The 13,444-nt window shown below is 74.4% G+C and carries 15 protein-coding genes; all 15 read left to right on the top strand.

Annotated elements, in window-relative coordinates:
- Window position 1 precedes the first annotated feature (1 nt).
- The 15 genes from ACWFNE_RS11425 to secF all read left to right on the top strand — a co-directional run bounded on the left by ACWFNE_RS11425 (window position 2) and on the right by secF (window position 13,437).
- Window positions 2-592, top strand: a complete 591-nt coding sequence (locus ACWFNE_RS11425; protein WP_452122538.1) for an HIT family protein — start codon at window positions 2-4, stop codon at window positions 590-592.
- A 7-nt stretch (window positions 593-599) separates the two neighbouring features.
- Window positions 600-1,211, top strand: coding sequence for a phosphatidylinositol phosphate synthase (gene pgsA, locus ACWFNE_RS11420; RefSeq protein WP_452122537.1), 612 nt, complete (start codon window positions 600-602; stop codon window positions 1,209-1,211).
- Entirely contained in the window at window positions 1,208-2,185 is a 978-nt protein-coding gene (locus tag ACWFNE_RS11415; protein WP_452122536.1) for a phosphatidylinositol mannoside acyltransferase, read from the top strand. The genes pgsA and ACWFNE_RS11415 overlap by 4 nt, the downstream gene beginning before the upstream one ends.
- A 29-nt stretch (window positions 2,186-2,214) precedes the next feature.
- A complete protein-coding gene (locus ACWFNE_RS11410; RefSeq protein ID WP_452122747.1) occupies window positions 2,215-3,411 on the top strand; it encodes a glycosyltransferase family 4 protein in 1,197 nt (398 codons plus the stop codon).
- Window positions 3,408-4,082 carry a hypothetical protein gene (locus tag ACWFNE_RS11405; RefSeq protein WP_452122535.1) on the top strand — a complete coding sequence of 225 codons (675 nt, stop codon included), beginning with the start codon at window positions 3,408-3,410 and terminating at the stop codon, window positions 4,080-4,082. Before ACWFNE_RS11410 ends, ACWFNE_RS11405 begins: the two co-directional genes overlap by 4 nt.
- Before the next feature lie 86 nt (window positions 4,083-4,168).
- Window positions 4,169-5,098 carry a pyridoxal 5'-phosphate synthase lyase subunit PdxS gene (gene pdxS, locus ACWFNE_RS11400; RefSeq protein WP_452122534.1) on the top strand — a complete coding sequence of 310 codons (930 nt, stop codon included), beginning with the start codon at window positions 4,169-4,171 and terminating at the stop codon, window positions 5,096-5,098.
- Window positions 5,095-5,679 (top strand): NUDIX hydrolase, encoded by a 585-nt coding sequence (locus ACWFNE_RS11395; protein ID WP_452122533.1) that lies wholly within the window; start codon window positions 5,095-5,097, stop codon window positions 5,677-5,679. Before pdxS ends, ACWFNE_RS11395 begins: the two co-directional genes overlap by 4 nt.
- Window positions 5,680-5,757: 78 nt before the next feature.
- Entirely contained in the window at window positions 5,758-6,369 is a 612-nt protein-coding gene (gene pdxT / locus ACWFNE_RS11390) for a pyridoxal 5'-phosphate synthase glutaminase subunit PdxT (protein WP_412867731.1), read from the top strand.
- Window positions 6,370-6,444: 75 nt separating this feature from the next.
- The gene (locus ACWFNE_RS11385; protein WP_452122532.1) at window positions 6,445-7,206 is read left to right on the top strand and encodes a YebC/PmpR family DNA-binding transcriptional regulator; all 762 of its coding nucleotides are present in this window, start codon (window positions 6,445-6,447) and stop codon (window positions 7,204-7,206) included.
- A gap of 169 nt (window positions 7,207-7,375) precedes the next feature.
- On the top strand, window positions 7,376-7,945 hold the full coding sequence (gene ruvC, locus ACWFNE_RS11380; RefSeq protein ID WP_452122531.1) for a crossover junction endodeoxyribonuclease RuvC: 570 nt from the start codon (window positions 7,376-7,378) through the stop codon (window positions 7,943-7,945).
- A 118-nt stretch (window positions 7,946-8,063) separates the two neighbouring features.
- Window positions 8,064-8,678 carry a Holliday junction branch migration protein RuvA gene (gene ruvA / locus ACWFNE_RS11375; protein WP_452122530.1) on the top strand — a complete coding sequence of 205 codons (615 nt, stop codon included), beginning with the start codon at window positions 8,064-8,066 and terminating at the stop codon, window positions 8,676-8,678.
- A 43-nt stretch (window positions 8,679-8,721) separates the two neighbouring features.
- Window positions 8,722-9,759, top strand: coding sequence for a Holliday junction branch migration DNA helicase RuvB (ruvB, locus tag ACWFNE_RS11370; protein ID WP_452122746.1), 1,038 nt, complete (start codon window positions 8,722-8,724; stop codon window positions 9,757-9,759).
- A gap of 130 nt (window positions 9,760-9,889) precedes the next feature.
- Complete coding sequence (gene yajC / locus ACWFNE_RS11365; RefSeq protein WP_452122529.1) at window positions 9,890-10,324, top strand: preprotein translocase subunit YajC; 435 nt, start codon at window positions 9,890-9,892, stop codon at window positions 10,322-10,324.
- 90 nt (window positions 10,325-10,414) lie between these two features.
- Complete coding sequence (gene secD / locus ACWFNE_RS11360) at window positions 10,415-12,343, top strand: protein translocase subunit SecD (protein ID WP_452122528.1); 1,929 nt, start codon at window positions 10,415-10,417, stop codon at window positions 12,341-12,343.
- Window positions 12,343-13,437 carry a protein translocase subunit SecF gene (gene secF, locus ACWFNE_RS11355; RefSeq protein WP_452122527.1) on the top strand — a complete coding sequence of 365 codons (1,095 nt, stop codon included), beginning with the start codon at window positions 12,343-12,345 and terminating at the stop codon, window positions 13,435-13,437. Before secD ends, secF begins: the two co-directional genes overlap by 1 nt.
- The last annotated feature ends 7 nt before the right edge of the window (window positions 13,438-13,444 follow it).

The raw sequence follows: 13,444 nt of genomic DNA, 5'->3' as shown, positions 1-13,444 counted from the left end.
CGTGGTCACGGAGCGGAGTGACGGGCGGGGCGACGAGGTCGGGCTCGAGCGGGCGGGCGACCACGCGGGCGTGCCCGACCGTCTCGAGCGCCTCTGGACGCCGCACCGCATGGCGTACATCGGCGGCCAGGACAAGCCGGCGGACTCCGAGGCCGGTCCCGGCTGCCCGTTCTGCCGCATCCCGGGGCTCGGCGACGAGGAGGGCCTCGTCGTCGCGCGCGGCGAGGTCGCCTTCGTCGTGCTCAACCTCTACCCGTACAACTCCGGCCACCTGCTCGTGTGCCCGTACAGGCACGTCGCGGACTACACGGACCTGACGACCGGGGAGGTCGCCGAGGTCGCCGCGCTGACCCGGACCGCGATGCGCGTGCTGCGCGACGTGTCCGCGCCGCACGGGTTCAACCTCGGCATGAACCAGGGCGAGGTCGCGGGCGCGGGCATCGCCGCGCACCTGCACCAGCACGTCGTCCCGCGGTGGGGCGGGGACTCGAACTTCCTGCCGATCGTCGGGCGCACGCGCGCCCTGCCCGAGCTCCTCGGCGACACCCGCGACCGGCTCGCCGCGGCGTGGCCGGCCGCCCAGAAGGGATGACGGACCCGTGCTGAACCGGTTGCGCAGCGTGATGGCGCGCGCCCTGACCCCGCTGGCAGCGGCGCTGCTGCGCCTCGGGGTCTCGCCCGACGCGGTGACCGTCGCCGGCACGCTCGCCGTCGTCGTCGCGGCGCTCTGGCTGTTCCCCACGGGTCACCTCCTGGCCGGCGCGCTCGTCGTGGCGTTCTTCGCGCTGACGGACTCCCTCGACGGGGTCATGGCACGCCAGGCCGGGCGCTCGAGCAGCTGGGGGGCGTTCCTCGACTCGACGCTCGACCGCTTCGGGGACGCGGCGATCTTCGGCGGGCTCGTGCTGTGGTTCTACGGCGGTGGCGACCACGAGGCCACCGCGGTGCTCGCGCTCGCGTGCCTCGTGCTCGGCTCGGTCGTCCCGTACGCCCGCGCGCGCGCCGAGGGGCTCGGCATGACCGCGGCCGTCGGCATCGCCGAGCGCGCCGACCGGCTCTTCGCGGTGCTCGCCGCGGCGGCGCTCGTCGGGGCGGGCGCACCGCGGGTCGTGCTCACCGTCGTCCTCGCGCTGCTCGCGGTCGCGTCCGCCGTGACCGTCGTGCAGCGCATGGCCACGGTCCGCCGCCAGTCGCTCGGGGCGGCGTCGTGAGGCCCCCCGACCCCGCGCGGCTCGTCGTGCTGGGCTGGCGCGTGGCAGGCAAGGTGCCCGGTCCCGTGCTGCGCGGTGCGTGCACGGTGGCCGCGGACCTCACGTGGCTCCGGCGCACGGGGGGCGTGCGCCGGCTCGAGGCGAACCTGGCGCGCATCCGCCCCGGCGCGACACCCCGCGAGCTGCGCCGGCTCGGCCGCGCCGGCATGCGCTCCTACATGCGGTACTACGGCGAGGCCTTCGCGCTCGACAGCCTCGCGCCGGCGCAGCTCGCGGCACGGGTGCGGGCGACCGGGCTGGAGTGGCTGCAGCCGAGGCTCGACGCCGGCGAGGCGGTCGTCCTCGCGCTGACCCACATGGGGAACTGGGACCTCGCCGGTGCGTGGGCGACCGTGCACCTCGCACCCGTGACGACCGTCGCCGAGCGGCTGCGCCCCGAGGAGCTGTTCCAGCAGTTCCTGGCGTTCCGCGAGGGGCTCGGGATGACGATCATCCCGCTGTCCGGGGGCGAGGGCGGGGACGTCTTCCGTCAGCTCGTCACGGCCGTGCGCACCGGACCGCGCCTCGTCCCGCTGCTCGCCGACCGCGACCTCACGGCGCGCGGGGTCGAGGTCGACCTGTTCGGTCACCGAGCCCGTGTCGCGGCCGGGCCCGCGGCGCTCGCCGTGTCCGCGGGGGCCACGCTCGCGCCGACGACCATCCACTACGAGCGGCTGACCGGCGAACGACGCCGCGCCGCGGGCTCGCCGTGGGGCATCGTCATCCAGTTCCTGCCGCCCGTGACCCTGCCCGAGGGAGTCGCCCGGCCCGACCGCGTCCGGGTCCTCACGCAGGCGTGGGTCGACGCGGTCGCGGCCGTCATCGCCACGCACCCGGAGGACTGGCACATGCTGCAGAAGGTCTTCGTCGACGACCTCGACGCGGCCCGCTACGCCGCGACGGTCGCGGACCCCGCCCCGGCAGAGACGCCGTGACCGCCGACATGACCGGCACCCACCGGCCGCTGCGCGTCGGGATCGTCTGCCCGTACTCCTTCGACGTGCCCGGCGGCGTGCAGTTCCACGTCCGCGACCTCGCCGAGGCGCTCATCGAACGCGGCCACACCGTCTCCGTCCTCGCGCCCGCCGACGACGACACCCCGATCCCGCCGTACATGACCTCGGCGGGACGCGCGGTGCCCGTCCGCTACAACGGCGCCGTCGCGCGCATGACGTTCGGGCCCGTGACCGCGGCGCGCGTGCGGCGCTGGCTCGCCGCCGGGGAGTTCGACGTCCTGCACCTGCACGAGCCCGTGACCCCGAGCCTCGGGATGCTCGCCCTGTGGATCGCCGACGGCCCGATCGTCGCCACGTTCCACACCGCGCTGCTGCGCTCGCGCCCGCTCCAGATGGCCTACCCGCTCGTGCGGCAGTCCCTCGAGAAGATCTCCGCGCGCGTCGCCGTCTCCGAGGACGCCCGCCGTACGCTCGTCGAGCACATGGGCGGCGACGCCGTCGTCATCCCCAACGGCGTCTACGTCGACGCGTTCACCGGCGCCGCCCCCGACCCCCGGTGGACCGGGACGCCCGACGCACCGACCATCGCCTTCCTCGGCCGGCTCGACGAACCCCGCAAGGGCCTGCAGGTCCTGCTCGCCGCCGTCCCCGAGGTCCTGCGCACGCACCCGGGCGCCCGGTTCCTCGTCGCCGGCCGCGGGGACACCGGGCCCGACGAGGTCCGCGAGCTCCTCGGCGACGACGCGCGGGCCGTCGAGTTCCTCGGCGGCATCACCGACGACGAGAAGGCGAGCCTGCTCGCGTCCGTCGACGTGTACTGCGCACCCCAGATCGGCGGCGAGAGCTTCGGGATCGTGCTCGTCGAGGCCATGAGCGCCGGAACTCCCGTCGTCGCGAGCGACCTCGGTGCGTTCCGCCGGGTGCTCGAGGAGGGCGACGCGGGCGTGCTGTTCCGCACCGGTGACTCCGCCGACCTCGCGCGCACCCTCGTCCGGGTCCTCGGCGACGAGCACCTGCGCGCCGCGCTGGTCGAGCGCGCGTCGGCCGCGGTGCGGCGCTACGACTGGTCCTCCGTGACGCACGAGGTCCTCACGGTCTACGAGATGGTCGTCGAGGCCGCCGACGCGCCCGTCCGGGAGGACCCGTCCTCGTGGCGCGGGGCCCGGCTGCGCGACCTGCGCCGCGTGCGAGGGGAGGCCCGATGACCTGGTCCGAGACCGCCGTCCTGGTCGCCGCCGTGCTGCTGCTCGTCGGGTGGCGCGTGTGGGTCGCGGCGACCCGCCTCGACCGCCTGCACCGCAAGGTCGCCGCCTCCCGCGCCGTCGTGGAGGCCCAGCTCGTCCGGCGCGCGTCCGCCGCCGTCGGCCTGTCGTCGTCCGGCCTGATGGACCCCGTGAGCTCGCTGCTCGTCGGCGAGGCCGCGTGGGCCGCGCTCGCCGTCGGCGGGCCGGAGGTCGACGGCCTGCGTGCGCTGCCCGCGGACGTGCGTGCGCTCGCGGACGTCCCGGACGTGCTCACGCGCGCGCCCGGGCAGGACCGTGGGCTCGCCGAGAGCGAGCTCTCGCAGACCCTGCGCGCGGCGCTCGACGACCCCGAGGAGGTCGCCGCGATGCGCGAGGAGCCCGACGGCGCCGAGCTCGTCGAGGCGCTCGCCGCGTCCTGGTACCGCGCGCAGCTCGCTCGGCGGTTCCACAACGAGGCCGTCGCGCAGGCCCAGCGCGTGCGACGGTCGTGGGTCGCGCGCACGCTGCGCCTCGCGGGACGGGCCCCCATGCCCCGGACGCTCGAGCTCGACGACGCATGGCCCGCTGCGCTCGGACGCCCCGGCGAGCCGGCGCCGGCGACCGCCCTGCGGGACCGCCCGTCGGACGCGTGAGGGTGACGGTCTAGACTGGGACCACGGAGCGCGCGAGCGTCTGCGCCCTCTGCACACCCCCTCCACCGCGACCTGTGAGGCACAGCGTGACCAGCGAGAGCACCCCCACCACCCCGTCGCACACCCCGGCCGCGGGCGCGGTCGGCACGGCCCGCGTCAAGCGCGGCATGGCCGAGATGCTCAAGGGCGGCGTGATCATGGACGTCGTCACGGCCGAGCAGGCGAAGATCGCCGAGGACGCCGGTGCGGTCGCCGTCATGGCCCTCGAGCGGGTCCCCGCCGACATCCGCGCACAGGGCGGCGTCGCCCGCATGAGCGACCCGGACCTGATCGACGCGATCATCAGCACCGTCTCGATCCCCGTGATGGCGAAGGCGCGCATCGGCCACTTCGTCGAGGCGCAGGTGCTGCAGAGCCTCGGCGTCGACTACGTCGACGAGTCCGAGGTCCTGACCCCGGCCGACTACGCGCACCACATCGACAAGTGGGCGTTCACGGTCCCGTTCGTGTGCGGTGCGACGAACCTCGGCGAGGCCCTGCGCCGCATCACCGAGGGCGCGGCGATGATCCGTTCCAAGGGTGAGGCCGGCACGGGCGACGTCTCCAACGCGACGACGCACATGCGCACGCTGCGCGACGAGATCCGCCGCCTCACGTCGCTTCCCGAGGACGAGCTGTACGTGGCCGCCAAGGAGCTCCAGGCGCCGTACGAGCTCGTCAAGGAGGTCGCGACCGCCGGCAAGCTCCCCGTCGTGCTCTTCACCGCGGGCGGCATCGCCACCCCGTCCGACGCCGCGATGATGATGCAGCTCGGCGCGGAGGGCGTGTTCGTCGGGTCCGGGATCTTCAAGTCGGGCAACCCGGCCGAGCGCGCGAACGCGATCGTCAAGGCGACGACGTTCTACGACGACCCGGACGTCATCGCGAAGGTGTCGCGCGGCCTCGGCGAGGCCATGGTCGGCATCAACGTCGACGACGTGCCCGTCGGTCACCGCCTGGCCGAGCGCGGCTGGTGACCGGACCCGTCCCGGGCACCCCACCTCCCCGGCCCCGCGGCCTGGGCGAGGAGTGGGTGCTCGGGGCGGACGGTCTGCGGTTCCGGCGCGCCGCGCGCGTGATCCTGCTCGACGAGGCGGACCGCGTGCTGCTGCTGCGCGGGCACGACCTCGACCAGCCCGAGCGCAGCTGGTGGTTCACCGTCGGCGGCGGCATCGACCCGGGTGAGGACGCCCGGGCGGCGGCGGTCCGCGAGGTGCTCGAGGAGACGGGCCTCGTGCTCGACGCGGCGAGCCTCGTCGGACCGGTCTTCACGCGGTCGGCGATCTTCGACTTCTACGCCGAGCACTGCCGCCAGGACGAGGAGATCTTCCTCGCCCGCGTCGCCGCGCGCGACGTCACGGACCCTGCCTCGGTGACGCGCGACGGCTGGACCGAGGTCGAGCTCGACGTGCTCGACGAGCTGCGCTGGTGGGACCTCGACGAGCTCGCGCGCGTCGAGCTCGAGGTGTTCCCCGACGGGCTCGTCGAGCTCGTGCGCCCGCTGCTGGGCGGATGGGACGGGACCACGCGGCACCTCGGCCTCGCGCGCGAGGAGTGACCGACGAGTGACGCACCGGCGGCCCGTGCCCCGGTCTGTGGCGCGGGGCGTCTGCGGCGTTCCGTAGGATCGGCCCACGTGAGCCCCACCATCGGTGTCCTGGCCCTGCAGGGTGACGTGCGCGAGCACGCGCGCGCGCTCGAGGAGTGCGGCGCGGACGCCGTCCCCGTGCGCCGGGTGAGCGAGCTCGCTGCGGTCGACGGCCTCGTGATCCCCGGCGGGGAGTCCACGACGATCGACAAGCTGCTGCGCGCGTTCGACCTGTTCGACCCCGTCCAGGAGCGGCTGCGCGCCGGGATGCCCGCCTACGGCTCGTGCGCGGGGATGATCCTGCTGGCCGACCGCGTGCTGGGCGGGATCGAGGGCCAGCGCACGCTCGGCGGGCTCGACATCACCGTGCGCCGCAACGCGTTCGGCCGCCAGGTCGACTCGTTCGAGACCGACCTCGTGATCGACGGGGTCGAGGACAGCGCCGCGGACCCGCTGCACGCGGTGTTCATCCGAGCGCCGTGGGTCGAGGAGGTCGGCGACGCGGCGAGCGTCGTCGGGCGCGTCGAGTCGGGTCCGGCCGCCGGTAGGATCGTGGCGGTGCGTCAGGGCCCGCTCCTGGCGACCTCCTTCCATCCGGAGGTCACCGGCGACACGCGGGTGCACCGTCTGTTCGTGCAGATCGTCCGCGACAGCCTCTGACCCCGAACGGCGCCCTCGACGGCGCGGCACGTCCGGGGTCCGCGCCGCGGGCGGAGACGAAGGGGTAGCGAGACCATGTCGGGTCACTCCAAGTGGGCCACCACGAAGCACAAGAAGGCCGTCGTCGACGCCAAGCGGAGCAAGCTCTTCGCGAAGCTCATCAAGAACATCGAGGTCGCGGCCCGGACGGGCGGCGGTGACCTCGCGGGCAACCCGACGCTCTTCGACGCCGTGCAGAAGGCCAAGAAGAGCTCGGTCCCGATCGACAACATCAACCGCGCGGTCAAGCGCGGGTCCGGCCAGGAGGCCGGCGGCGCGGACTACCAGGGCATCATGTACGAGGGCTACGGCCCCGGCGGCATCGCGGTCCTGGTCGAGTGCCTCACCGACAACCGGAACCGTGCCGCGTCCGACGTGCGCGTCGCGTTCACGCGCAACGGCGGCCAGATGGCCGACCCCGGCTCGGTCTCGTACCTGTTCTCGCGCAAGGGCGTCGTCATGGTGCCCAAGAACGACGGCGTCGACGAGGACGGCGTGATGGAGGCCGTGCTCGACGCGGGTGCGCTCGAGGTCAACGACTTCGGCGACGCGTTCGAGGTGCTCTCCGAGGCGACGGACCTCGTGCCCGTGCGCACCGCGCTGCAGGACGCGGGCATCGAGTACGACTCCGCGGACGTCGTGTTCTACCCGGCGACGCAGATCGAGGTCGACGCCGAGGGCGCCCGCAAGATCCTGCGCCTCATCGACGCGCTCGAGGACAGCGACGACGTGCAGAACGTCTACGCGAACTTCGACGCGTCCGACGACGTGATGGCGGAGCTCGACGCGGACGACTGACCCGCGGCCCTCCGCCGGCCGCGATCGACCGTGCGGCGCGCGTCCGCCCGGCTCGGCTCCCGGCTCCCGGCTCCCGGCTCCCGGCTCCGGGAGCGCGGCGCGGACGGTCGACGGCGGCGCGCCGCACGAGGTGCGCCGTCGGGCACGGCCGGGCTGGGAGACTGCGGGCGTGCGCGTGCTCGGAGTCGACCCAGGCCTGACCCGGTGCGGTCTCGGCGTGGTCGACGGCCTGTCGGGACGGCGTGCCCGGCTCGTGGCCGTCGGCGTCGCGCGCTCCGACCCGGGCCTCGACGTCGACCAGCGGCTGCTCGCGATCGCGACCAGCATCGACGCGTGGCTCGAGGAGCACGCGCCCGACGCCGTCGCGGTCGAGCGGGTCTTCGCCCAGCACAACGTCCGCACGGTGATGGGGACGGCCCAGGTCGCCGGGATCGCGATGCTCGCGGCCGCCCGGCGGCGGATCCCTGTCGCGCTGCACACGCCGAGCGAGGTCAAGGCCGCGGTCACCGGCAGCGGACGCGCGGACAAGCCACAGGTCCAGGCCATGGTCACGCGCCTGCTCGCCCTCTCCGAGGTCCCCAAGCCCGCCGACGCGGCCGACGCGCTCGCGATCGCGATCTGCCACCTGTGGCGGCCGGCCGGGACGCTCGGTGCGCCGCAGCGCGCACCCGGCTCGCTCACGCCCGCGCAGCTCGCGTGGGCCCGCGCCGAGCAGTCGGCGCGCCGCGGCTCCCGCTGAGCGTGTCCTTTCGTACAGGTGTTCGCCCGCGTGGCATAGTGCGTGCCGACCCGGAGCCGGTGCCCGCGCCCGTGCGGTGCGCCGCCCCGGTGGCCACGAGCAGCAGGAGGAGGAGCGCGTGATCGCGTCGGTACGAGGGACCGTGCAGGCGGTCCGGCTGGACGCGGCGGTCCTCGAGGTCGGGGGAGTGGGCCTGCTCGTGCAGGCGACGCCCGCGACGCTCGCTGGCCTGCGTGTGGGGTCCGAGGCCGTGCTCGCCACGTCCATGGTCGTGCGCGAGGACTCCCTGACGCTCTACGGCTTCGCCGACGCGGACGAGCGCGAGGTCTTCGAGGTCGTGCAGACGGTCAGCGGTGTCGGTCCCCGCCTCGCGCTCGCGATGCTCGCGGTGCACGCCCCGGACGGGCTGCGCCGGGCCGTCGCCGCCGAGGACCTCGCCGCGCTCAAGCGCGTGCCGGGCATCGGCCACAAGGGCGCTCAGCGGATCGTGCTCGAGCTCGCCGACCGGCTCGGCGCCGCGACGCCCGCCGGTGCCCCGGACGGTCCGACCGTCCCCGCCGGCGACCAGCGCGCCCAGGTCGTCGACGCGCTCGTGGGTCTGGGCTGGAACGTCCGTGCCGCGGAGGACGCGGTCGCCGGCGTCCTGCCCGACCCCGCGGCGTCGATCGGCCCGGACGACGTCGCGGGCGTGCTGCGCGCCGCGCTCCGGGCACTCGGCGGCGGCCGTGGCTGACGGGTACGGGGACGACGACCACGACGAGCTCACCACCGAGCGGATCCCCGCGCCCGGGGGCGACGACCCGTCGCTCGTGCGCTCGGCGGCGGACGACCTCGAGCGCGCCGCGGAGGCCGCGCTGCGCCCGCGCCGGCTCGAGGAGTTCGTCGGGCAGCGCGTCGTGCGCGAGCAGCTCTCGCTCGTCCTGCAGGCCGCGCTCGGCCGCGGTCGCGCCCCGGACCACGTCCTGCTCTCCGGACCGCCGGGCCTCGGGAAGACGACGCTCGCGATGATCATCGCCGCCGAGCTGGGCGCGCCGCTGCGCGTCACGAGCGGTCCCGCGATCCAGCACGCCGGCGACCTCGCCGCGGTGCTGTCCTCGCTCGACGAGGGCGAGGTGCTGTTCCTCGACGAGATCCACCGCCTGGCCCGCCCGGCGGAGGAGCTGCTCTACGTCGCGATGGAGGACTTCCGGGTCGACGTCGTCGTCGGCAAGGGCGCCGGCGCGAGCGCGATCCCGCTCAGCCTGCCGCCGTTCACGGTCGTCGGGGCCACGACCCGGGCGGGCCTGCTGCCCGCACCGCTGCGTGACCGGTTCGGCTTCACCGGCCACCTCGACTTCTACTCCGCCGAGGAGCTCGAGCGCGTGCTCGTGCGCTCGGCCGGGCTGCTCGGGGTGCCGCTCGCCGCCGACGCCGCCGCCGAGATCGCGAGCCGCTCGCGCGGGACCCCGCGCATCGCGAACCGCCTGCTGCGGCGCGTGCGCGACTGGGCGCAGGTCCGCGGCGACGGCACCCTGTCGCTCGCGGCCGCCCGTGCCGCGCTCGAGGTGTACGAGGTCGACGCGCTCGGTCTCGACCGTCTCGACCGTGCCGTGCTCACCGCGCTGTGCACGCGCTTCGGTGGCGGCCCGGTCGGGCTGACGACGCTCGCGGTCGCGGTCGGTGAGGAGCCCGAGACGGTCGAGACGGTCGCCGAGCCGTTCCTGGTGCGCGAGGGTCTCGTCGGGCGCACGCCCCGCGGACGCATCGCGATGCCCGGTGCGTGGGCCCACCTGGGACTCACCCCGCCGGCCGCTGCCGGGACGCTCTTCGGCTGACCGAGGACGGGCTGCGCGGGCCCGCGCGGACCCGGCCGGGGAACCGTGACGGGCTCCCGGACGTTAGGTCCGAGGAGCCGCTGCGCCTAGACTGCGGCGGACATCTCGACCAGATCCGGAGAACCACCCCGTGGACCCCACGTTCCTGCTCTTCATCGCCATCGCCTTCGGCGCGATGTGGCTCATGACCAGCCGCACGCGCAAGCAGCAGAAGCAGGCGGTCGACTTCCGGGCGAACCTCGCCGTCGGGCAGGACGTCATGACCGGGTCCGGGATGCTGGGCACGGTCGTCGCGATCGAGGGCGACGAGGTCACGCTCGAGTCGACGCCCGGCAACCGGAGCCGGTGGCTGCGCGCGGCGATCGCGAAGCTCGTGGAGGCTCCCGTCGAGACGCCGGAGGACGACGTCACCGAGGCCCCCGTGGCCGAGGCCGACGAGGACCCCGCGCCCACGACCTCCGGACCGTCGCTCGTCAAGGGCACCGGGACGCCGTCGTACGACGTGCCCGACGACCTGTCGTCCCTGCCGCCCGCCCGGGGGGACGACACACCCGAGAAGAAGTAGCCCGCAGGCCCGCACCGGCACCGACGCCGGGACGGGCCACGATCCCACCGCCGCGCCCGTGGCGGTGCGCGCACGAGAGAAGACACTCCGTTGGCTCAACCCACACGCCGTCACCGGCCGCTGCGCTCGCTGATCATCCTGGGCGGGCTCGTGCTCGCGCTCTTCGGGTCCCTGCTCGCCGGCGCGAGGTGGTCCGACGCGTCGCTCACCCCGAAGCTCGCGCTCGACCTCGAGGGCGGGACGCAGATCATCCTCCAGCCCGTGACGGAGAACGACGAGGAGGTCACCCCCGAGACGATCTCGGAGGCGATCGCCGTCATCCGCCAGCGCGTCGACTCCTCGGGCGTCGCGGAGGCGGAGATCACCAGCCAGGGCGGCCGGAACATCGTGGTCGCGCTCCCGGGCCGCCCCGACGCGGAGACGCTCGCCCTCGTGCGCACGTCCGCCCAGATGGAGCTGCGCCCGGTGCTCACGGTCGCGGGCCCCGCCCCGGTCGAGGACCCGGCCGAGGCGACCGACCCCGCCGCCGACCCGGCGGCGACCGCCGCGCCGACCGACGGTGCGACGGCCGCGGCCGACGCCGCGGCGACGCCGGCCCCCGAGGCCGCCGCCACGCCCGCGCCGACCGAGACGGCCGCGCCGTCGGACGAGCCCGCCAAGGAGGCTCCCGACAGCCCGAGCGACCTCGACTACTACGCGACCCCGAAGGTCCAGGCCGACTTCGCGGCGCTCGACTGCACCGACCCCGCGAACCTCACGGGCGGGGTGCAGGGGCCCGCGGACCGCGCGTTCGTGACGTGCGACCCGGAGGGCACCGCGAAGTACCTGCTCGGCCCCGTCGAGATCGAGGGCACGAACATCGCGAACGCGACGTCGGGCCTCGAGGTCACGCAGACCGGCGCGACGACGAACAACTGGGTCGTCAACATGGAGCTCGACGGCGCGGGCACGCGGATCTTCCGTGAGACCACGACGCGTCTCCAGGCGCTCAGCCAGCCGCAGAACCAGTTCGCGATGGTGCTCGACGGCCTCGTGATCTCGGCACCCAGCCTCGCGACCGGCGTGATCATCTCCGACGGCAAGGCGCAGATCTCCGGCGACTTCACGCGTGAGACGGCCGCGACGCTCGCGAGCCAGCTCAACTTCGGCGCGCTCCCGCTGACCTTCGAGGTGCAGAGCGAGGAGCAGATCTCCGCGACGCTCGGTGCCGAGCAGCTCGAGAAGGGCCTCATCGCGGGTCTCATCGGGCTCGGGCTCGTCGTCGTGTACTCGCTGTTCCAGTACCGCGCCCTCGGGCTCGTGACCGTGGCCTCGCTCGTCGTGGCGGGCGTCCTGACGTTCGGCGTGATCGCGGTGCTCTCCTGGACGCAGGGCTACCGGCTCTCCCTCCCGGGCGTCGCCGGCCTCATCGTCGCGATCGGCATCACCGCCGACTCGTTCATCGTGTACTTCGAACGCATCCGTGACGAGCTGCGCGACGGGCGCACGCTCCAGGCCGCGGTCGACAAGGGCTGGGAGCGCGCGCGCCAGACGATCCTCGCCTCGGACGCCGTCAACTTCCTCGCCGCGATCGTGCTGTACCTGCTCGCGGTGGGCGGGGTCCGCGGCTTCGCGTTCACGCTCGGCCTCACGACGATCATCGACCTCGTCGTGGTCTTCCTCTTCACCCACCCGCTCATGCTGCTGCTCGCCCGGACCAGGTTCTTCGGCGAGGGTCACCCGCTCTCGGGTCTCGACCGTCGCCGGCTCGGCGGGACCGAGCCGCGGTACGTCGGCCGCGGGCGAGTCGTGCACGCGGGGAACGCCGGGACGTCGTCGCTCGAGAGCCCCTCGCAGCCCAAGGTTCCGGTCGCGGCCGGGGTCGGGGGCACGGGTCAGACGATCGCGCAGCGCCGCGCCGCAGCGGCGGCCGCGGCGCGGACCACCGAGCAGGGACCGGACACGACACCGCCGGACCCGTCCCCAGGGGACGGCACCGCCGAGCCGACGTCCGGACGCACCGAGGGGAACGAGCACTGATGGCCTCCGGATTCGCCCAGTGGGGCAACGACCTGTACACGGGACGGCGCTCGTACGACATCGTCGGCAAGCGGCGCGTGTGGTTCCTCATCGGCGCGGTGCTCGTGCTGATCTCCGCGGTCCTGCTCGTGCGTCCGGGCCTCAACCCCGGCATCGAGTTCCGCGGCGGCTCCGAGTTCCGGATCAACGAGATCGTCGACCCGGCCGAGCAGCCCGCGATCGACGCCGTCACCGCGGTGTCGGAGGAGGAGGAGGCGCGCGTCAGCCGCATCGGCTCCAACGCGCTGCGCGTCCAGACCGCGACGCTGACCTCCGAGGAGGTCGAGCAGGTCCGCACGTCCCTCGCCGAGGCGTACGACGTCTCGACGGACCAGGTCACGAGCTCGTTCATCGGCCCGACGTGGGGCGCGGACGTCTCCGACAAGGCGATCCGCGGCCTGCTCGTGTTCCTCGGGCTCGTCACGGTCGTCATGACGCTGTACTTCCGCAACTGGCGCATGGCGGCGGCGGCGCTCATCGCCCTGTTCCACGACCTCGTCGTCACGGTCGGCGTGTACGCCGCCGTCGGGTGGGAGGTCACGCCCGCGACGGTCATCGGCTTCCTGACGATCCTCGGGTACTCGCTCTACGACACCGTCGTGGTGTTCGACAAGGTGCGCGAGAACACCGCCGGCGTCCTGGACCAGTCGAAGGCGACCTACGCCGAGCGGGCGAACCTCGCGGTCAACCAGACGCTCGTGCGCTCGATCAACACCTCGGTCGTCGCACTGCTCCCGGTCTCGGCGATCCTGTTCGTCGGTGCGTTCATCCTCGGCGCCGGGACGCTGCGCGACATCGCGCTGGCGCTCTTCGTCGGCATGGGCATCGGCACGTTCTCGTCGATCTTCCTCGCGACGCCGTTCGAGGTCGCGCTGCGCGAGCGCGAGCCGAAGCTCAAGGAGCACACGGAGCGCGTGCTCCGTGCGCGCAGCGCCGCCGCGTCCGAGGGCGGTGAGCCGGCGCTCGCCGCGGCGGCGCGGGCGTCCGGGCAGATCCGCCCCGGCGCGCACCAGGGCACGGCTGCCCAGCCGCGCCGCAAGCCGAGCAAGCGGTAGGCGCCAC

It is taken from the genome of Cellulomonas sp. NPDC055163, from assembly GCF_053607065.1.
The sequence above is the reverse complement of the archived record's forward strand: the minus strand, read 5'-3'. Positions and strand labels throughout refer to the sequence as shown.

Coding starts and splice junctions, on each gene's coding strand:
- ACWFNE_RS11405 (WP_452122535.1), top strand. CDS start 3,408: ATGACCTGGTCCGAGACCGCCGTCCTGGTCGCCGCCGTGCTGCTGCTC.
- ACWFNE_RS11385 (WP_452122532.1), top strand. CDS start 6,445: ATGTCGGGTCACTCCAAGTGGGCCACCACGAAGCACAAGAAGGCCGTC.
- secF (WP_452122527.1), top strand. CDS start 12,343: ATGGCCTCCGGATTCGCCCAGTGGGGCAACGACCTGTACACGGGACGG.